Below are 18024 nucleotides of genomic sequence, written 5' to 3' on the forward strand. Positions count from 1 at the left end.
CGGATCAGGCCACGTCGAAGCGGAACGACGTCGCGCCCTCGCCTGCCCCGATCTCGCGCAGCCGGGTGCCGAGCGAGAGACGATCGATGCGATCGAGCGGCAGATTGATGAAGGCGCCGATGCGGTTTTTCAGATAGCGGAAGGCGGTCGTGAATGCCGCAAGCCGCTCCAGCTCCGTGCCCTCGGCCGCCGCCGGATCTTCGATGCCCCAATGCGCGGTCGTCGGCTGTCCTGGCCAGATTGGGCAGGCCTCGCCGGCGGCGTTGTCGCAGACGGTGAAGACGAAATCCATCACCGGGGCGCCTGCGGCAGCGAACTCGCTCCAGCTCTTTGAGCGCAGATCCTCGGTCGGATAATCCATGCGCCTGAGCAGTTCGATCGCGAGCGGATGCACCACCCCCTTCGGCGTGCTGCCGGCCGAGAAGGCGCGGAAGCGACCGGCGCCGTCCTTGCGCAGGATCGATTCGGCGAGCACCGAGCGCGCGGAATTTCCGGTGCAGAGAAACAGCACATTGTAGCTGCGATCAGGCATGGCTCTTCTCCTTCCGCTTCGGCGGACAACAGGGCGCGAGGCTTGCGATGACGGGCGCGCAGATCTCCGGCCGGCCGCCGCAGCAATCCTGCAGCAGGAACAGCGCGACCTGCTGGAACGCCGCCAGATCGGCGCGGTAGACGATCGAGCGGCTGTGCCGGGTCGAGCCGACGAGGCCGGCGCGCGCCAGCACGGACAGATGCGCCGACAGCGTGTTCTGCGGCACCTCGAGCAGGCGCGCGAGCTCGCCCGCGGCCAGGCCGTCGGGCTCGTGCTGCACCAGGATGCGGAAGGCCTGTAGCCGTGTGGACTGCGCCAGCGCGGCCAGGGCCATGACGGCCTGCTCGTTTTCCATATATCCAGAATTATCGATATAAGGAGCCGGCGTCAAGGCAGCCGTTGGACGGCCCGGCTTGGTCCAACGCCTCAGCGCAGCCGCAGGCGGCTGCCGCGCACGATCAGCGTGCCAGACTGCTGCATGCGCGCCAGCGCGCGGTAGAGCGCTTCATGGGTGAGGCCGAGCTCGGCGGCCCAATCCTTCTTCGAGCGGTCGAGCTCGATCGTGCCGCCCTCGCCTTCGGTTTCGAGGAAATGTACGATCCGCTCGCGCGCCGTCTTGAGGCTCAGCCGCTCCGCCTGCGCACGCACCTTGCGCAGCTCGCGCGCCAGATGGTCGCTCCATCTTTCCCGGATCTCCGGGCGCCGCAGCGCTTCCGCGAATGCCTGGCTGTCGATCGCGAGCAGCACCGAATCCTGCGCCGCCACGGCGTCGCAATGATAGGCCGCCTGGTCGAGACTGGCTTCGGCCAGGAAGCCCTGGCGCGCACGCTGCAGGACGACGTCGTCGCCGCCGCGCGAACGGCGCAGCAGCCTCACCTCGCCGCTGAGCACGAAGAACATCGCCCGCGGCCGATCGCCCCGGCGGAACACGTGGCCATGGCGCGGGATCTCGACACGCCGCGTCCGCAGCCGCGCGGCCTCTGGCAGCGCAGCCAGCAGCGGCGACAGAGGCGCGAGCGCCGGCCAATCCAGCTGCGCCAGGCGTCCCGGCGCGTGATCGTCGGTCAGAGGCATATGATCGGGATCATACGCCTCCGCAGACCGCCCGGTCTATGCATCACGCTCGTCGATCAATCGAAGGGAGATGTCATGCGCCTGCATCTGGCCGCCACCACATTGGCGTTCGTTGCCGCGGTCAGCGCCGCCCTGGCGCAGCATCACGGCAATCATGGTCATGGCAGCCACGACGCGCCGGCGGCCGATACGCGCGAGCGGGTGGCCTTCCCGCCAGAGCTGACCGCGCACACGCTGGCGAACATGCGCGACCATCTGCTGGCGCTGCAGCAGATCAATGACGCGCTGGCCGCGGGTGACCTAGACCAGGCCGGTCGCATCGCCGAGCAGCGGCTCGGCATGACCTCGCTGCGGCTGCATGGCGCCGCCGAGGTGTCGGGCTTCATGCCGCAGGGCATGCAGGACGCCGGCACGGCGATGCACAAGGCCGCGAGCCGCTTCGCCATCGCAGCCCAGGATGCGGGCGTGACCGGCGATCTCAAACCTGCGCTGAAGGCGCTCGGCGAGACGATGGCGGCCTGCGTCGGCTGTCATGCCGGCTACCGGCTCAAATGATCCCGCGCGGTGGCTCCCTCCCCGCGCCAGCATATTTCCAATATTCTAGAAATACCGTTTGACGTCGGGCTTCGCCTGATGCATCTTCATCGCCATGAAGCTCGACGACGTCGCCGCACGACTGGAAGCCCTCGGCAACACCACGCGCCTGAAGATCTACCGCGCGCTGGTGCGCGCCGGGCATGCCGGGATGCCGGTCGGGAAGCTGCAGGAACGGCTAAAGGTCCCCGCATCGACCCTGTCGCACCACGTCAAGACGCTGGTCGCGGTTGGGCTGATATCGCAACGGCGCGAGGGCACGACGCTGGTATGTCACGCGGAATACGACGTGATGCGCGGCCTGCTCGGCTTTCTCGTCGCCGAATGCTGCGTCGAGGAGCGCGGCTGCGGCACGGCGAGCACGGCGGCCTGATCATTTGACCTATAATTCGATCATTCTAGAAGTATGGGAGCTCGAAGATGACGGAAGCCAGGACAGTTGCCAAGACGGTTGCGATCATCGGCGCAGGCCCAGTGGGGCTCGCAGCGGCGGCGCATGCGCTGGAGCGCGGACTGACGCCGGTCGTGCTGGAGGCAGGTCCCGAAGCCGCGCATGCCGTGCGGCAGTGGCAGCATGTGCAGCTGTTCTCGCCGTGGAAGTACAATGTCGACACGGCGGCGGCGCGGCTGCTCGCCTCGACCGGCTGGAATTCGCCCGACCCGGAGGTCTATCCGACCGGGCGCGAGCTGATCGACTCCTACCTCGCGCCGCTGGCCACCCGCACCGCCCTGCGCGATGTCATCAGGACCTCGCATCGTGTCACCGCGGTCAGCCGCATGGGCTTCGACAAGGCGAAGTCTAGGGGACGCGCCGCTGCGCCGTTCGAGATCCGCTATCGCAACGGCAAGGGCGACACCGCGATGCAGGCCGATGCGGTGATCGACGTCTCCGGCACCTGGTTCTCGCCGAACCCGGCCGGCAACAACGGCCTGCCTGCGATCGGCGAAGCCGAGCATGCGGCGCGCATCGCGTATGGGATGCCGGACGTGAAAGACGCGCAACGCAGCCGCTATGCCGGCAAGACCACAGCCGTGCTGGGCGGCGGCCATTCGGCGGTCGGGACCCTGCTCGACCTCGCAAGCCTCGCCGAGGACGCGCCGGGCACGCAGGCGATCTGGCTGCTGCGGGCGGAAGATCCCGCCAAGTCGTTCGGCGGCGGCAGCGCCGACCAGCTTGCCGCGCGCGGCGAGCTCGGCATGGCCTTCGCCGCATTGGTACGCTCGGGGCGCATCGCCATCGAGGCCGGATTCCACGTCACGCGGATTGCTGATGAGGACGGCCGGCTCTCGATCGTCGCACGCGGCGATCGGCGCATCGCCGCCGACGAGCTGATCGTCGCCACCGGCTTTCGTCCCGATTTGTCGCTGCTGTCGGAGTTGCGGCTGCGGCTCGATCCGGCGATCGAGGCGCCGGTGGCGCTCGCGCCGATGATCGATCCGAACGAGCATTCCTGCGGCACCGTGCGGCCGCACGGCGCGCGCGAGCTGGCGCAGGCCGACGAGCCCGGGCTCTATCTCGCCGGCGTGAAGAGCTATGGCCGCGCGCCGACCTTCCTGATGATCACGGGCTATGAGCAGGTCCGCTCGATCGTGGCCGACATCGCGGGAGACAAGAAGGCCGCCGCGCGCGTCGAGCTGCAATTGCCGGAGACCGGCGTCTGCACCCGCGGCGGGCTCGAGAGCATTGCAGCCCTGTCCGGCTGCTGTGGCGGACCGGCGCCATCCAGCGTAGACAGTTGTTGCGCTGATGATGCCAAGGCCAAGGCGGCGGGGCGCACCGGCTGCGGCTGCACGTGAGCCGCGCCAAGGAGAGGTGCAAGGAATGCAGGCACGACGGCTGGGCGTGGTCATCGCTCTCGGCACCGCCCAGACGCTGGCCTGGGGATCGAGCTACTATCTGCCGGCGATCCTCGCCGATCCGATCGCCCGCGACCTCGGCCTGTCCAACAACTGGTTCTTCGCCGCCTTCTCCGCCTCGCTGATCATCTCCGGGCTGCTCGGCCCGCGCATCGGCCGCCAGATCGACCGTGTCGGCGGCCGCCAGGTGCTGTGCGCGTCCAACCTCGTGCTGGCCGTCGGGCTCGTACTGCTCGGCCTGTCGCACTCGCTGTGGGTGATGGCGATCGCCTGGCTGTGGCTCGGCGTCGGCATGGGCCTGGGGCTCTATGACGCCGCGTTCGGCACGCTCGGACGGATCTACGGAAAGGATGCGCGCGGCGCGATCACCGGCATCACCCTGCTCGCCGGCTTCGCTTCGACCGTGGGCTGGCCGCTGAGCACCTGGGGGCTTGCGACGATCGGCTGGCGCGAGACCTGTTTCGCCTGGGCGATCGCGCATCTCGTGATCGGACTGCCGCTCAATCTGTCGCTGCCGCGCGCGACCGAGGTCGCGGCGGGCGATACGCCCACGGCCAAGCCGAACATCGCGCTGGACCGGCCGATGCTGCTAATCGCCTTCGCCATGGCGGCGGCCTGGACGGTGACCGCGGCGATGGCGGTGCATCTGCCGCGGCTGATGGAGGCGTTCGGCGCGACGCCTGCACAGGCGCTGTTCGCCGGCATGATGATCGGACCGGCGCAGGTCGCCGCGCGGGTGTTCGAGGCCGGCTTCCTCAGCCGCTTTCATCCGCTCGCTTCGGCGCGGCTCGCCTGCATCACCCATCCGATCGGCGCGCTCACGATCGGACTGTTCGGCGGCGGCGCCGCGGCGGCATTCGCGCTGCTGCATGGCTCCGGCAACGGCATCCTGACGATCGCCCGCGGCACGCTTCCTCTGGCGATCTTCGGCCCCACCAACTACGCCTACCGGCTCGGCCTGATCGGCGCGCCGTCGCGCATCTGCCAGGCTTTCGCGCCGCTGCTGTTCGGCCTGCTCATCGACGTGCTCGGCCGCGGCGTGCTGATCGTGTCGGCGAGCCTGAGCCTGTCGGCGCTCGCCGCGCTGATGCTGCTCTCGGCCGGACGAACCGAGGCGGCGCTGCCGGGCACGGCTCCTGACAAGGCCGCCTGAGCCGCCCCCGCTAGGACTTCCTTAACCAGCTTTGCGCGTGCGCTGCCGCACTCGCGCCTGCCGTGCACTCGCGGGGCTGGCATATACGGAAATTTGAAGGTTGGATTGAACGATGCCCGTGATCGTACGGGGTGGGGTGTCACAACGCGATGGCATTGCAGCGCAAACATATGCTTCGCGTCGGCGCGGTGACCGCCTGCGTCGGTATCTTCCTGGCCGGCGCTGATTTCGCGGTGACGGCGCTGATCGGCAACCAGACCGCGCGCCAGCTCGGCGAGCTGAGCTCCGTCGCGCTGCGCCGTTCGGAAGCCGCGATCGACTCCGCCGGCGTGATCCTGAACCGGCTCGCCATCGCGGGCGGCATGGATTGCGGCGAGAACGCCCTGCAGGCGCTGCGCCTGCACGTCTACCAAGGCACCATCATCAAGGACATCCGCACCGTCGATCGCGACGGCTCGGTCGCGTGCGCGGCCTATCCCGAGACGCTCGAATTCGACAATGGCTGGGCCCGGCGCGACCAGATGTTCACGTCGGCCGACGGCCAGCTGCGGCTGTTCCAGGTCGAGCAGTTCACCGGCGCCGCGTTCGGCGTGCTGCGCGACATCGACGCACAGCGTTCGCTGGCCGCGATCCTGCGGATCGACGGCAACCTGCTCGACGTGATGCCGGTGGGCCTGCGCGCCGAGAGCCACGTCACCCTGACGCTGCCCGACGGCGAGCAGGTCGCGGGCTATCACCCTGACGCGTCGGCCAAGCCGCCGGCGCAGACCTTAGCCTTCAGCACCACGTCTGACCGCTATCCGCTGCAGGCCACGATCCACGTGCGGCCGCAGAGCCTGAGCGCGCGCCACGACATGGCCTATCTGCTGACGATGCTCGCCGCCGGCATGCTGGGCGGCGTGTTCGGCCTGCTGCTGGCGAGCTATCTGAACCGGCCGGTCGATCCGGTGGCCGAGCTCGACCGCGCGCTCGCCGGCAACGAGTTCAAGCCCTATCTGCAGCCGATCTTCAGCCTGCGGACCGGCGACGTCGTCGGCTGCGAGATGCTGGCGCGCTGGGAGAAGCCGGACGGCCGGCTGGTGCCGCCGATGAGCTTCATTCCGCTGGCCGAAAGCAGCGGCCGCATCGAGAAGCTGACCTGGCAGCTGCTGTCGACAGCGCTACGCGAGCTGCAGCCGGAGATGCGGCGCGACAAGCTGTTCAAGCTCTCGGTGAACATCACGCCCCGTCACCTGCTCGGCGACAGCTTCATCGACGATCTGCGCCAGGTGGTCGCGTCGTCATCGGTCTCGACCCGCCAGGTCGTGCTCGAGGTGACCGAGCGCGAGGAGCTGCCCGACCTCGACAAGGCGACCGACGTGGTCAAGCAGCTCGGCGAGTTCGGCTTCCGTGTCGCGCTCGACGACGTCGGCATCGGCCACAGCGGTCTGTCCTACATCCAGCGACTCGGCGCGCGCACCCTGAAGATCGACAAGTTCTTCGTCGACGCGATCACGCGCGACCAGTCGGCGGTCGTGGTGGTGCAGATGCTGGTGGCGCTGGCGCGCGAGCTCGACATGTCGCTGGTCGCCGAGGGCATCGAGCACCAGGCCCAGGTCGACGCGCTGATCGCCTGCGGCGTCGAGGAAGGCCAGGGTTATCTGGTGTCGCCGCCGCTGTCGCTGCCCCGCTTCAAGCAGTTCCTCGAGGTGCGCCACGCCGTCACCGGCGCGGCGCAGATCAAGCAGCCCGAACTGGCGGCCTGAGGCCGGGCCGAAGGCCTCACTGCTTCGTCATCTGTCCCCGGATCTCGCCGCCCGGATTGGCCTGGGTATGGATGTTGGCGTACCACTTGCCGGCGAGCAGATCAGCTGCCTGGGCTTCGCTGATGACCAACGATCCGGTGATCGGCGGCTGCGGGCTCTTGAAGGGCAGCACGATGCCGGCGTTCTTGCCGGGCTCGCTGGGGCCGTGGAAATGGGCGCCGATCGGCGGTCCGCTCAGGCCGGAGAAGTTGATCGTCCAGCTCAGCGTCCGCGTTGCGGTGTCGAAGCTCGCTTCCGCCGTGCCCGATGCCGGGCTCGCATTGGGCGGCACCGAGTTGGCGGCGCTCAGCTCGGACTTCAGGACGATGGTCTCTGCGTGAGCCAACGGCACGGCCACGGCTGAGGTGACGACGGCGAACAACGCCAGATGAACCAATGCCCGAGACATGCTTTTCCTCCCCCTGCCGGCTTCGTGCCGCCTTTCCGATACCCCGCAATCTAACGGATATTCCTTAAACGACTTGGTATGGACACGGGTTTGTGGCCTCCGGCGCGTTGATTGAACAATCCCCACCCCTGTGCCAAACAAGGGCGGGACCACAAGGGCCTCGATAGAAAGCCATGGCGGATCGAATGGTTGCTTCCAGGACGGCGCGCGGCAAGGTGGGGCGCCCCCCGCTCGAACGCGCCGGCGAGGTCGAGCAGCGCATTCTCGACGCGGCCAAGCGGGTGTTCCTCGCCCATGGTTTCGAAGGCGCGAGCGTCGACGAGATCGCGCAGACGGCGCGGGCCGGCAAGCCGACGATCTATGCACGGTTTCCGAGCAAGGCGGCGCTGTTCGCCGCCGTCATTGCTCAGCACGCGGCGCGCAACACCCAATATGAGAACCTGGTGCCGCAGGGGCGCACCTTTCGCGCCCGCCTGGTCAGCCTCGGTCTGACCTTGATCGATCGCGCGTTCGTCGACGACACGATTGGCCTGATGCGGACGGTGATCGCTGAAAGTCCGCGCTTTCCCGAACTGACGCTCGAGATCCAGGATACCGCGCGCAAGCGCGCCACCTGCAACGTCAGCCACGCGATCGGCGAACTGGCGCGCGCCGAAGGTCTCATCGGCAAAGGCGCCTTCGCCGCCGACAGGCTCGAGGACACCGCGCGCATCTTCCTCGATCTCGTGGTCTTCGCAGTCTTGATCCGCAGCCTGCTCGGCGAGGACGTGCGCGCGCTCAAGAAGGAAGCGCAGGCCCATGTCGAGAAGCGCGTCGACTTCTTTCTGGCGGCGACGACCTGAGACCACGACCGCGGACGTCTGTTGCTCGCAGCCTGACGAGATCCCCGGATCTCTCCACACGTCATTCCGGGCTTGTGCTGCGCGCGCCCCGGAATGAGGAGAGATTGAAGTCTTGCGTTCGTCTGTTTCCCCACGTCATGGCCGGGCTTGTCCCGGCCATCCACGTCGGCCGGCATCCCGGGGAACGCGTGGATGCCCGGGTCTTCGCCGCGCCGAAGCGGCTTTGGCCGCGCAGGCGGGTCAAGCCCGGGCATGACGGAGCAACTAACTGGCAGGGCTGATCGTCGCGAGAGCCCAGATCGGCCTATACAATAGCTGTCGCGTCGGACGAAGCCGGGCGACATCGTCGAGGTCGAGATCAAGCGTATCGGACTGCTGCGGAACGGCATCGCGGACGAGGTCTGAACCCGCCGGAGGCGAGCGTCTCGAAGGGAGAGCACCGCTGCCCGGCGAGACCTCGCATCCAACTTCCTAAGTCAAAAGTTCCTGCGCAAATGATGGACGCACGTTGCAATTGGACTAGGTAAGCGAAACCTGCGTCGCAGACGTGACCCGTGCGAAACGCCGCCACGCGAAGATGCCGAGCACGACGAACAGAACCAGGGTGACGATCTGGGCGGCGGCAAACGGTGGCTCGCTCTGCGTCGGCGCCAGCGCGTTGAGCACGCCGATTTTCTGGAACGACTGCACGATGGCGACGAAGACGTTGAGATAGAGCGACAGCAGCCCGGTGATGACGTAGACCGATCGCCACCGGCCCGACAGCGCGAACAGGTAGAGTGCCGCACCGGCCGCGGTGAGCAGCGCGAGCAGGATGATGCCGATGATCCGCGGCGGGTCGAGACCGAACGGCGGCAGCGGGAACCCGGTCACGCCGGTGAGGAAGGTCGTTGCCAGGAACAGCGCCGCCCAGACCGCCAGATGGCGGCCTGCCAGCATCCCGGCCAGCATGACGAGCCCGGCCACAATCCCGATCAGGCTCAGCCCGACGTGGATCTGCAGAAACAGAGTCGTCGGAATTCCCCAGGTCATGTGTCGCCCCTATTTGTCAGGTCCGGATGAAGCTGAGGAGATCGGCGTTGATCAGTCTCGGCCTCAGCGAGCCGCAACCTCAATCCCAAGGCAGATTCCGTGCCAGCGACGCGCGACCCAGGCCCCCGCTTTCCTCAGAACATGCCGTTGGTGTTGGCCGACTGTTCGGGGATCGGCTGCACCGAGTCCCAGTGCTCTTCGATCTTGCCGTCCTTCAGGCGGAAGATGTCGACGATGGCGCTGCCGCGGGTGCCGGGCTCGCGAAGCGCGTGCACGCGCAGGATGACGAAGTCGCCGTCGACCAGCACCTTCGTGACCTCGCTGTGGGACTGCGGGTACTTGGCTTTCAGGAATTCGATGAACTTGCGAAACCCTTCCGGGCCGTCCTCGGCATTCGGATTGTGCTGGATGTAGGTGCCGAGATATTTCGAGGCTGCGGCGAAATCCTTGCGGTTGAGGCCCTGCTCATAGAAGTCGAGCACGATCGCCTTGTTGCGCTCTTCCTCGGCGGAATAGGCGCGCTCGGCCATGGCCGGCGCTGATAGCGCGGCGACCGTGGCCAGTGTCATCGGAATGAGGAATCGCCGCAGCATCGGGGTGTCCCTTGATGAGTTGGAGAAGCTCGCCTGCCCCGCTGACACCTCGCAGATGGAGTCAGTAGAAGCGGTGGAGATGGTGCACCGGACCGTGGCCGTGACCGACGCTGAAGCGGTCGGCCGCGGCGATGGCGCCGGAGATGAAGGTCTTGGCATTGCGGACCGCGGCCTCGAGGCTCTCGCCCTTGGCAAGGCCGGCGGCCACCGCCGAGGAGAGCGAGCAGCCGGTGCCGTGGGTATTCCTGGTCGGGACGCGCGGCGCTGACAGCGCGATGCTGCTCTCGGCCGTGATCAGATAATCGGTGCTGTCGGCGCCCTCCCCGTGCCCTCCCTTGATCAGCACGGCCGGGCAGCCGAGCGCGAGCAGCCGGCGGCCCTGCGCGGCAATCGCGTCGTTCGTCGTCGCGATCTCCTCGTCCAGCAGCGCGGCCGCCTCGGGCAGGTTCGGCGTGATCAGCGAGGCCTGCGGGATCAGCCGGCGTCGCAGCGCGTCGATCGCGTCCTCCGGCAGCAGCCGGGCGCCCGAGGTCGCCACCATCACGGGATCGAGCACGATATGAGGCGGCTTCCAGCGGGCGAGGCTGGCGCTGATGGCATCGGCGATCGGCGCCTGCGCCACCATGCCGATCTTGACGGCGCCGACGGCGAGATCGTCGAACACGGCGTCGATCTGGGCGGTGACGAAGTCGGGCGGCACCAGGTGCACGCCGGTGACGCCCGTGGTGTTCTGCGCGGTCAGCGCGGTCAGCACCGAGGCGCCGTAGACGGACAGCGCCGCAAAGGTCTTGAGATCGGCCTGGATGCCGGCTCCCCCGGAGGAATCCGAGCCTGCGATGGTGAGTGCGACGGGGGTGCTCATGTCCCTTGTCCTAGCCCGGCCCGGCCACGCCCCGCAAGCCGGCCGCAAGGCCCTGAGAAAGCGTATCGACTCCGCCCGAAAACGTTATATTGAGGCTTCAAACGTCTTCCGGAGACAGTCCGCAATGGTTCCCTTCTTCGTCCAGATCAAGTGCAAGCTCGGCCAATCCTACGTCGTGGCCAATGCGCTGGCAGAGGCCGAGATCGCCTCGGAGATCTACTCCACCGCGGGCAATTACGACCTGCTGGTCAAATTCTACGTCGACAAGGACACCGACATCGGCCACTTCGTCAACGAGAAGGTCCAGGTCCTGCCCGGCATCCAGGACACCCATACGATCATCACCTTCAAGGCCTTCGGCGCCACCTAGAACGGCCGCGGAGAATGTCCCGTCCGGCGCGATCGCGGCCGCCGGGATGACAAAGGCGCCCGCCGTTTCCGACGGGCGCCGAAGTCCTGAAAATCGAACAAGCATGAGTTCGTCATGAAAGGCGACGGGTGACCGAGCCGATGCGGAGCCAGCGTCGGCGCGCGCATTCGGCCGAGCCAAGTCCTGGCCGAGGTTCGGAAAGCCGGACGCCCCGCGGGTGAGGAGCAAGGGGGGCGTCGAAGCGTCCGGCTTTCCTTTTCGGCAACTTGGCGATAGGCCTCTATACGCGGTGCACGGCGCACCGGGTCAAGACGAGCAAGGCGATCGAGACGATCGATCAAGAAGTTGAGACGAAAACTCAAGACGAGAAAGCTCAAGACAAGAGAGCTCAAGACGAGTGTGCGGCGCGTAGCGTGAAGAGTGACATTCGAACCGTTTCGTCCCTGCTGCCGAGCTACGGCTTCTCGGCCGGGCAGATGGACACAGCAAACAACATTGCAGCCTGGCGCGAAGCCACCTCGACATTCTTCGACGTCGATGAACTCGCCGCAGGCGAGGCTGCGCCGTTCGCCGCCGACGTCGTATCCTACGCCCTCGGCTCCGTCCTGCTCGGATCCGCCCGCGCCAGCGGCCAGCGCTTCCGGCGGTCGGCCGAGACGATCGCGCGCAGCGGCGTCGACCACATCATCCTGCAGCTCTATGTGACGGGCGGCTACACCGGCGTGGCGGGCTCCCGCCCGATCCGGGTCGATGCCGGCGACCTCTGCGTGCTCGATCTGGCCCAGACGCTCGAGACCCGCGCCACGCCGTTCGAGAACGTCACGATGGTCGTTCCGCGTCCGATGTTCGACGCCCGGCTGCTGCAAGTCGAGGATCTGCACGGCCTCGTGCTGCCAGGCGACGGCGCGCTGGCGCCATTGCTGGCGCGGCATTTCGGCGCATTGTTCGACCTGGCGCCGCGCCTGGGCATCGACGAGTGCCAGGCCGTCGTGGACGGCACGATCTCGCTGATATCAGCATGCCTGCGCGGCGAGCTCGAACGCCGCGACGCCGATCGAAGCGTCACGGCGGAGGCCTCGCTGCTGCGCGTCCGGCAATATATCGAGGCGCAGCTGTCGAGCCCCGAACTGAGCGCCGATGCCGTGGCGCTGCATTTCGGACTGTCGCGCGCATCGCTCTATCGGCTGTTCGCGCCGATCGGGGGCATCGCCGATTATATCCGCAGCCGCCGCCTGCACCGCGCCTTCTTCGACCTGGCGTCGACGGGCTCACGCAACCTGCGCATCAGCGAGGTTGCCCGGCGCTGGCAGCTCGGCACCGACGCGCATTTCACCCGGCTGTTCAAGGCCGCCTACGGCATCACGCCACGCACGGCGCGCGACGCGGCCTTGCTCGGGCTGCGGCACAGGCCGGCGCATGGCAGCGATGCCGCCTCGCCGCTCAGCCGTTGGATGCGAGGGATAGCAGCGCCCCGGACCGGGGAATGAGCGCAACGACGGCGCCCGAGCGGGGATCGGCGTGCTCCGATACGTCCGCGTCCGCCGCTTCCGCATGCTCCGACGCCTCAGCGTCACGGCGGGGTTCGTCGGCCTCCGGCGCTGCGCGGCTGATCTCCAGATGCTGCTCCAGCTGCCCGACGGGCATCGGCCGGCCCAGCAGATAGCCTTGCGCGAAATTGACGCCGAGCGAGCACAGCTGTTCGAGCTGCTCCTCGGTCTCGACGCCTTCGGCCGTGATCTGGATGCCGAGCCCGCGCGCCAGCGTCACCACCGAAGAGATGACGGCGGCGCTCTCGTCGCGCACGGAGAGGTTGGCGATGAAGGATTTGTCGATCTTGATCTTGTTGAACGGGAACGCGGTCAACGAGCGCAGCGACGAATAGCCGGTGCCGAAATCGTCGAGCGCGAGCGAGATGCCGAGACCCTTGAGCTGGTCGATGAAGCTCTCGTTCTCGGCGGCACGTTCGAGCAGCACGGACTCGGTGATCTCGATTTCCAGGCGCTGCGGATCGAGGCCGGAGCGCGCCAGCGCCGACTGGATGACGTCGAACAGCTCCGCCTGCTTGAACTGCACGGGCGACAGGTTGACGGCGACCTTGACGTCGTCGGGCCATGAGGTGGCGTCATCGCAGGCGCGGCCGATGATCCATTCGCCGAGCGGCACGATAAGCCCGGTCGATTCCGCGAGCGGGATGAACTGGTCCGGCGGCACCAGTCCCTTGACCGGGTGACGCCAGCGCACCAGCGCCTCGACGCCGCGGCGCTCGCGCGTTTCGGCATCGTAGAACGGCTGGTAGTGGACCTCGAACTGGCACTGCGCGATGGCGTCGCGCAGATCGCCTTCCAGCGTGTTGCGCGCCTCGAGCTCGGCCGACATCGCGTCGTCATACATCGTGTAGCAGCTGCGACCGGCGGATTTCGAGCGATACAGCGCGAGGTCCGCCTTCTTGAGCAGATGCTCCTGGTCGCGGCCGTGCTGGGGCGCCAGCGAGATGCCGATGCTGGTGCCGATCTCGACGCGCTGCCCGCTGATCTGGAACGGCTGCGCGATCAGCCGGGTGATCCGCTGCGCAAGCTCCGTGGCGGCCGTGCGCTGATCGTTGCTGCCGGCCTGGATCAAGGCGAACTCATCGCCGCCGAGCCGGGCCAGCACGTCCTCGTCGCGCAGCTGCGATCGCAGCCGCTTGGCGACCTGCACCAGCAACTCGTCGCCGGCGCCGTGGCCGAGCGAGTCGTTGACGTTCTTGAAGCGGTCGAGGTCGAGCAGGAAGACGGTGAAGCGCCCGTTCTTGTCGTCGTTGATGCGCTCCATCTCCTCGAGGAAGAAGGCGCGGTTGGCCAGTCCCGTCAGCGCATCGGTCTGCGCCAGTTCGAGGACGCGGCGGTTGGCGAGCGCAAGCTGCTGGGCGTTGCGGCTGGACAGCGCGAGATACACGGCGAGGAAGATCGTGGTCGCCATGCCCGCGGCATACAGCGCCAGCGCACGGTTGTGCGTGGCCATCAGCCCGCCGCCGGCAGGCGCGGCCTGAAACACCCAATCGGCATCGCCGATCCGAAGCGTCGTCGACCAGATGTTGGGATCGGCCGGCCAGCGCTGCGGATCCACGCCGGAGGCGTTGATGACGCGCTCGGGCGGCAACAGGTTGATCGCCAGCGCCGAGCTGTTCGGATTGTTGCTCCGCACCGCTTGCAGCAGCATCGGCAGATCGAACACGCCGACGATGAAGCCGGAGAGATTGCGGCGACGGTCCGCGACCGTCGTCCGCGAAGTGCCCTTGGCATAGACGGGAATGCCAATCATCACGGCATTGGCGCGCTCGTTCTGATTGATCAGGTTATGCCGCGTGCGCAGCGCCCCGATCATGTCGTAGTCGCGCGACTGCTCGAGCACGGCGCGATGGTCCGGAATGCTCCAGTAGTCGAGACCATAGACCGGCGAGGTCTTCGCCTCGGTGGAGAAGTAGACCGGGTAATATTCGTCGCTCTCCGGCGCGACCGTGCCGTCGGGAAAGGACTTGATGCGGAACGCCGGGACGCCGTCGGTGATGGCGGCCGCCTCGTACTCGCCGCGCTCCTTGCGCTTGATCCGCGGCAGCCAGGCGAGCCGCAGCATGCCGCGATGCGCCTCGAACAGCCGCGCGCTGAAGGTCTGATATTCGCTGCGCGTGATGTCGTCGTTGGCGGATTCGAAGCGGGTGCGCAGCGCGGTCAGCCGGCTGACATATTCATTGACGCCGTTCTGGACCAGGATCGCCTGCGCTTCGGCGATGCCTTCGAAATCGGTGCGCGCAAGCCGGTTTTCCCAGCGTCCCACGGCAACGGTTCCGACGACCGAAAGCACCACGCCGACGCAGGCGGCAATGAGGGCCGGACGATAGAGACGGTAGCGCGACAGCGAAGCGCGGAATTTCTCGCGCCCGCCACTGTCACGAGCATCATCCTTGTCCACAAGTGGTGATGCGTTGTACTCTTCAACCTGCAATATGGCCCCCGCCAAACGGCTGCCCGTCATTCCGATCCGGCCGATGAGACACCGGCTAAGTTAAGGACGCTCAAAGATGATCACGCGTCCGGCACCGACGCGGCAGCTTGGTTAACGCTTGACTGTTGAGCGCCTCCCAAAACGCGATCAAGGCCGCGATGCTCCTTTAGCGAGGTCTTCATTCACAGCGGTTAGACTGCAGCATGATCATGCAGTCCCACTCCCTGAACACCGCAATGACGTGGCTCTCACATCTCCGTAGTTTCCTCGCCCTCCTCCTCCTCGCAGGCGTGCTGCAGCCGATAGCCGCTGATGCCGACGAGTTCGGCGTGACCAACGACCAGATCCTGTTCGGACAGGTCGCGGCGTTGGAAGGACCGTCGGCGGCGCTCGGCCAGGCAGCGCGGCAGGGCCTGCTTGCGGCCTTCAACGAGCTCAATGCGCGAGGCGGCGTCTATGGCCGGCGGCTGAAGCTGGCGAGCCGCAATGACGGCTACGATCCGGATCGCTCGGTGGTCGAGACCATCAAGCTGATCTACGAGGACAAGGTCTTCGCATTGATCGGCGCCGTCGGGACGCCAACCTCGATCGCGACCGCGCCGATCGCAGCCTCGAATGACGTCCCCTTCATCGGCCCGGTGTCGGGCGCCGAATACCTGCGCACGCCGGACTTCCAGAACGTCGTGAACATCCGCGCGAGCTACGCGGCCGAGGCCGAGGCTGCGATCAAGCATCTCACCGAAGAGCTTCGCCTGACGCGGATCGCGATCTTCTATCAGGACGACGCGTTCGGCCGCGACGTGCTGGCCGGGGTCAAGACCTATCTCGATCGCCGCGGCTTGGAGCTTGCGGCCGAGGGCACCTTCGAGCGCAACACCCGCGCCGTCGGCGCGGCGCTGAAGGTGATCCGGCGCGCCGAGCCGGAGGCGGTCATCCTGGTCGGCACCTATGGCCCGTGCGCCGAGTTCATCAAGATGTCGCATCGCTCAGGCTTCAACCCGACGTTCTCGGCCGTGTCGTTCGTCGGCGGCAATGCGCTCGCCAAGGAGCTCGGCTCTGAGGGCCGCGGCGTGATCGTCTCCGAGGTGGTGCCGTTCCCATGGGACACCGACCGCCGCGTCGTCTCCGACTACCAGGCGGCGATGAAGGCGCTCGATCCGACGCAGACGCCTGACTTCATCGGGCTGGAGGGCTACATCACCGGCCGCGTGGTCGCGCGGGCTCTGGCGATGACCGGACCCAATCCGACGCGCGCCGAGCTGTTGCGGATCATCAACGATGTCGGCCAGTTCGACCTCGGCGGCCTGATCGTCAGCTTCGGCAATGCGCGCAAGGACAACCCGCCGCCAGTGTCGCTGACGGTGATCCAGGGCGACGGCAGCTTCAAGCCGATGTAGTTCAGCCCGCCGGCTCAGCTCTGCAAGTTCAACTCGCCGGCTTCTTGGGCTTCGGCGGACCTTCGACCGGCGGCAGCGATTTGAGATAGACCGCCATCGCCTTGCGATCGTCGGCCGTGAGCTGCGAGGTGTTGCGGATCACCCGCGCCATCGAGCCGCCGGCGCTGTCGCCGTCGGGCAATTGGCCCGTCTCCAGGAAATAGCTGATGTCGCTCTCGCTCCAGTCGGCGAGGCCCTTCTGGGTGATGTTCGGCACAAAGCCGTGACCTTCCGGATCGGGTCCGCCGGCGAAGCGCTGCGCCGTCTTGATGCCGCCGAGCGGGTTGCGCGGGCTGTGGCACTCGGCGCAATGGCCGAACGTGTTCACCAGATAGGCGCCGCGATTCCATTCCGCCGAGCGCTGTGCCTCGGCAACGAACGGCTTGTCGGCGAAGAACAGCAGCTTCCAGACACCGACGGTGCGACGGATGTTGAACGGGAACGGTAGGTCGTGCGCCCGCGAGGCGCCGGTGACCGACGGCAGCGTCTTCATGTAGGCGAAGAGATCCCTGACGTCGTCGAGCTTGGCGCCGGCATAGGAGGTATAGGGGAACGCAGGGTAGTAGTGGCTGCCGCCCGGCGAGACGCCCTTGACGACCGCATTGACGAACTCGGCCTCGCTCCAGCGCCCGATGCCATCGGTGGGATCGGGCGAGATGTTGGGCGCGTAGAACGTGCCAAACGGGGACGTCAGCGGCAGGCCGCCGCCGAGCTTCAGCCGGTCCTCCTGGTTCGGCACCGCATGGCAGGACGAGCAGCCGCCGATGTTGAACATCTCCTTGCCATTGGCGAGATCGGGCGCCCGCGCCGCCGCGGCGAGCGTGATCGTCGACGGCTGCGTCAGCCACCAGAATACCGCGAGGCCCGCGACGCCGAGCACACAAAGGGCAAGCAGGAGGCGTCTTAGCATGGAGGCTCCGTCACGGCGGGAAGGATGCGATTGGCTGAACTGCTGCGGGACTCGCCGCCACCATAGGACGGCGGCGCCGGACAAACAAAGGGGGCGAACGCGTTGCCGCGTCCGCCCCCTCTCAAACCTGCGTCAGATCAGCTGTTCTTGAGACGGAAGGTCTCGTGGCAGCCGCCGCATTCCTTGCCGATCGCCGGCGCGACCGTCTTCAGGCTGTCGAGATCCTTGATCTTGCCCTTGGCCTCGGTGACCACCTTGGCAAAGCTGTCGATCTTGGCCTGGAAGCCGGCATGGTCTTCCCAGATCTTCGGCGAGGCGCTGTAGTCGCCCTCGAACTTCGCGCCCTTCATGCTCGCCGGGTACATCGTCGGCAGCTTCTTGGCGGTATCTTCGAGCACCACCAGAGCGGCATTGACGGCGGCCTGGTCATACGGCTTCTCGCCCTTCACCATGGCGATCAGGACACCGCCAAGGTTCTTGGCGTTGTTCTTCATGATGTCCTGGCTCTGCTTGACCAGATTATCCTGTGCCATCACGGCGCCGGCCCCTAGCAGCAAAGCTGCGACCGCCACGACAGTCCGCTTCATCAATTCGC

19 protein-coding genes are annotated in these 18024 nt (G+C 67.0%); 9 read left to right on the plus strand and 10 right to left on the minus strand.

What is annotated here, in order from left to right; translation table 11 throughout:
- Window positions 1-4 precede the first annotated feature (4 nt).
- From ACQR07_RS04915 to ACQR07_RS04925, 3 genes are all read right to left on the minus strand, one after another.
- Window positions 5-532, minus strand: a complete 528-nt coding sequence (locus ACQR07_RS04915; protein WP_434901219.1) for an arsenate reductase ArsC — start codon at window positions 530-532, stop codon at window positions 5-7.
- Complete coding sequence (locus ACQR07_RS04920) at window positions 525-887, minus strand: ArsR/SmtB family transcription factor (protein WP_434901220.1); 363 nt, start codon at window positions 885-887, stop codon at window positions 525-527. The genes ACQR07_RS04915 and ACQR07_RS04920 overlap by 8 nt, the downstream gene beginning before the upstream one ends.
- Before the next feature lie 71 nt (window positions 888-958).
- Complete coding sequence (locus tag ACQR07_RS04925) at window positions 959-1606, minus strand: Crp/Fnr family transcriptional regulator (protein WP_434901221.1); 648 nt, start codon at window positions 1604-1606, stop codon at window positions 959-961.
- 75 nt (window positions 1607-1681) lie between these two features.
- Between ACQR07_RS04925 and ACQR07_RS04930 the strand changes: the two genes are divergently transcribed.
- From ACQR07_RS04930 to ACQR07_RS04950, 5 genes are all read left to right on the plus strand, one after another.
- The gene (locus tag ACQR07_RS04930) at window positions 1682-2161 is read left to right on the plus strand and encodes a hypothetical protein (RefSeq protein ID WP_434901222.1); all 480 of its coding nucleotides are present in this window, start codon (window positions 1682-1684) and stop codon (window positions 2159-2161) included.
- Between the two features lie 94 nt (window positions 2162-2255).
- A complete protein-coding gene (locus ACQR07_RS04935; protein WP_434901223.1) occupies window positions 2256-2573 on the plus strand; it encodes an ArsR/SmtB family transcription factor in 318 nt (105 codons plus the stop codon).
- 47 nt (window positions 2574-2620) lie between these two features.
- The gene (locus ACQR07_RS04940; RefSeq protein WP_434901224.1) at window positions 2621-3997 is read left to right on the plus strand and encodes an NAD(P)-binding domain-containing protein; all 1377 of its coding nucleotides are present in this window, start codon (window positions 2621-2623) and stop codon (window positions 3995-3997) included.
- A 25-nt stretch (window positions 3998-4022) separates the two neighbouring features.
- The gene (locus tag ACQR07_RS04945; protein ID WP_434901225.1) at window positions 4023-5210 is read left to right on the plus strand and encodes an MFS transporter; all 1188 of its coding nucleotides are present in this window, start codon (window positions 4023-4025) and stop codon (window positions 5208-5210) included.
- 170 nt (window positions 5211-5380) lie between these two features.
- Window positions 5381-6955, plus strand: a complete 1575-nt coding sequence (locus ACQR07_RS04950; RefSeq protein ID WP_434901226.1) for an EAL domain-containing protein — start codon at window positions 5381-5383, stop codon at window positions 6953-6955.
- 16 nt (window positions 6956-6971) lie between these two features.
- Here ACQR07_RS04950 and ACQR07_RS04955 read toward each other — a convergent pair whose 3' ends face one another.
- Complete coding sequence (locus ACQR07_RS04955; RefSeq protein ID WP_434901227.1) at window positions 6972-7403, minus strand: CHRD domain-containing protein; 432 nt, start codon at window positions 7401-7403, stop codon at window positions 6972-6974.
- A 185-nt stretch (window positions 7404-7588) separates the two neighbouring features.
- On the opposite strand from ACQR07_RS04955, the gene ACQR07_RS04960 reads away from it, so the two are divergent.
- Window positions 7589-8245, plus strand: coding sequence for a TetR/AcrR family transcriptional regulator (locus ACQR07_RS04960; RefSeq protein ID WP_434901228.1), 657 nt, complete (start codon window positions 7589-7591; stop codon window positions 8243-8245).
- 519 nt (window positions 8246-8764) lie between these two features.
- On the opposite strand, the gene ACQR07_RS04965 is transcribed toward ACQR07_RS04960, so the two are convergent.
- The 3 genes from ACQR07_RS04965 to thiD all read right to left on the minus strand — a co-directional run bounded on the left by ACQR07_RS04965 (window position 8765) and on the right by thiD (window position 10732).
- A complete protein-coding gene (locus ACQR07_RS04965; protein ID WP_434901229.1) occupies window positions 8765-9277 on the minus strand; it encodes a hypothetical protein in 513 nt (170 codons plus the stop codon).
- A gap of 134 nt (window positions 9278-9411) precedes the next feature.
- The gene (locus tag ACQR07_RS04970) at window positions 9412-9870 is read right to left on the minus strand and encodes a nuclear transport factor 2 family protein (RefSeq protein ID WP_434901230.1); all 459 of its coding nucleotides are present in this window, start codon (window positions 9868-9870) and stop codon (window positions 9412-9414) included.
- A gap of 61 nt (window positions 9871-9931) precedes the next feature.
- Window positions 9932-10732 carry a bifunctional hydroxymethylpyrimidine kinase/phosphomethylpyrimidine kinase gene (gene thiD, locus ACQR07_RS04975; protein WP_434901231.1) on the minus strand — a complete coding sequence of 267 codons (801 nt, stop codon included), beginning with the start codon at window positions 10730-10732 and terminating at the stop codon, window positions 9932-9934.
- A gap of 124 nt (window positions 10733-10856) precedes the next feature.
- On the opposite strand from thiD, the gene ACQR07_RS04980 reads away from it, so the two are divergent.
- Together ACQR07_RS04980 and ACQR07_RS04985 are read left to right on the plus strand one after the other, a co-directional pair.
- On the plus strand, window positions 10857-11102 hold the full coding sequence (locus ACQR07_RS04980) for an Lrp/AsnC ligand binding domain-containing protein (protein ID WP_015665678.1): 246 nt from the start codon (window positions 10857-10859) through the stop codon (window positions 11100-11102).
- A gap of 425 nt (window positions 11103-11527) precedes the next feature.
- Window positions 11528-12589: a helix-turn-helix domain-containing protein gene (locus tag ACQR07_RS04985; protein ID WP_434901748.1), complete on the plus strand. Its 1062-nt coding sequence runs from the start codon at window positions 11528-11530 to the stop codon at window positions 12587-12589.
- On the opposite strand, the gene ACQR07_RS04990 is transcribed toward ACQR07_RS04985, so the two are convergent.
- On the minus strand, window positions 12543-15083 hold the full coding sequence (locus tag ACQR07_RS04990; RefSeq protein WP_434901749.1) for a bifunctional diguanylate cyclase/phosphodiesterase: 2541 nt from the start codon (window positions 15081-15083) through the stop codon (window positions 12543-12545). The genes ACQR07_RS04985 and ACQR07_RS04990 overlap by 47 nt on opposite strands.
- A 236-nt stretch (window positions 15084-15319) precedes the next feature.
- Between ACQR07_RS04990 and ACQR07_RS04995 the strand changes: the two genes are divergently transcribed.
- Window positions 15320-16480, plus strand: coding sequence for an ABC transporter substrate-binding protein (locus ACQR07_RS04995; RefSeq protein ID WP_434901750.1), 1161 nt, complete (start codon window positions 15320-15322; stop codon window positions 16478-16480).
- A 28-nt stretch (window positions 16481-16508) separates the two neighbouring features.
- Here the strand turns inward: ACQR07_RS04995 and ACQR07_RS05000 are convergent, their stop codons facing one another.
- On the minus strand, window positions 16509-17429 hold the full coding sequence (locus ACQR07_RS05000; RefSeq protein WP_434901232.1) for a c-type cytochrome: 921 nt from the start codon (window positions 17427-17429) through the stop codon (window positions 16509-16511).
- Between the two features lie 137 nt (window positions 17430-17566).
- Window positions 17567-18016 carry a c-type cytochrome gene (locus ACQR07_RS05005; protein ID WP_434901233.1) on the minus strand — a complete coding sequence of 150 codons (450 nt, stop codon included), beginning with the start codon at window positions 18014-18016 and terminating at the stop codon, window positions 17567-17569.
- Window positions 18017-18024 lie beyond the last annotated feature (8 nt).

Source organism: Bradyrhizobium sp. HKCCYLS20291 (assembly GCF_051167715.1).
Taxonomy (GTDB): Bacteria; Pseudomonadota; Alphaproteobacteria; order Rhizobiales; family Xanthobacteraceae; genus Bradyrhizobium.

Excerpts from the sequence above, each read along its gene's own strand:
- ACQR07_RS04930 (WP_434901222.1), top strand. The coding sequence starts at position 1,682 with ATGCGCCTGCATCTGGCCGCCACCACATTGGCGTTCGTTGCCGCGGTC.
- ACQR07_RS04950 (WP_434901226.1), top strand. The coding sequence starts at position 5,381 with ATGCTTCGCGTCGGCGCGGTGACCGCCTGCGTCGGTATCTTCCTGGCC.
- ACQR07_RS04915 (WP_434901219.1), bottom strand. The coding sequence starts at position 532 with ATGCCTGATCGCAGCTACAATGTGCTGTTTCTCTGCACCGGAAATTCC.
- ACQR07_RS04980 (WP_015665678.1), top strand. The coding sequence starts at position 10,857 with ATGGTTCCCTTCTTCGTCCAGATCAAGTGCAAGCTCGGCCAATCCTAC.
- ACQR07_RS04995 (WP_434901750.1), top strand. The coding sequence starts at position 15,320 with ATGACGTGGCTCTCACATCTCCGTAGTTTCCTCGCCCTCCTCCTCCTC.
- thiD (WP_434901231.1), bottom strand. The coding sequence starts at position 10,732 with ATGAGCACCCCCGTCGCACTCACCATCGCAGGCTCGGATTCCTCCGGG.
- ACQR07_RS05005 (WP_434901233.1), bottom strand. The coding sequence starts at position 18,016 with ATGAAGCGGACTGTCGTGGCGGTCGCAGCTTTGCTGCTAGGGGCCGGC.
- ACQR07_RS04970 (WP_434901230.1), bottom strand. The coding sequence starts at position 9,870 with ATGCTGCGGCGATTCCTCATTCCGATGACACTGGCCACGGTCGCCGCG.
- ACQR07_RS04965 (WP_434901229.1), bottom strand. The coding sequence starts at position 9,277 with ATGACCTGGGGAATTCCGACGACTCTGTTTCTGCAGATCCACGTCGGG.
- ACQR07_RS04940 (WP_434901224.1), top strand. The coding sequence starts at position 2,621 with ATGACGGAAGCCAGGACAGTTGCCAAGACGGTTGCGATCATCGGCGCA.
- ACQR07_RS04935 (WP_434901223.1), top strand. The coding sequence starts at position 2,256 with ATGAAGCTCGACGACGTCGCCGCACGACTGGAAGCCCTCGGCAACACC.
- ACQR07_RS04945 (WP_434901225.1), top strand. The coding sequence starts at position 4,023 with ATGCAGGCACGACGGCTGGGCGTGGTCATCGCTCTCGGCACCGCCCAG.
- ACQR07_RS04925 (WP_434901221.1), bottom strand. The coding sequence starts at position 1,606 with ATGCCTCTGACCGACGATCACGCGCCGGGACGCCTGGCGCAGCTGGAT.
- ACQR07_RS04920 (WP_434901220.1), bottom strand. The coding sequence starts at position 887 with ATGGAAAACGAGCAGGCCGTCATGGCCCTGGCCGCGCTGGCGCAGTCC.
- ACQR07_RS05000 (WP_434901232.1), bottom strand. The coding sequence starts at position 17,429 with ATGCTAAGACGCCTCCTGCTTGCCCTTTGTGTGCTCGGCGTCGCGGGC.
- ACQR07_RS04960 (WP_434901228.1), top strand. The coding sequence starts at position 7,589 with ATGGTTGCTTCCAGGACGGCGCGCGGCAAGGTGGGGCGCCCCCCGCTC.
- ACQR07_RS04955 (WP_434901227.1), bottom strand. The coding sequence starts at position 7,403 with ATGTCTCGGGCATTGGTTCATCTGGCGTTGTTCGCCGTCGTCACCTCA.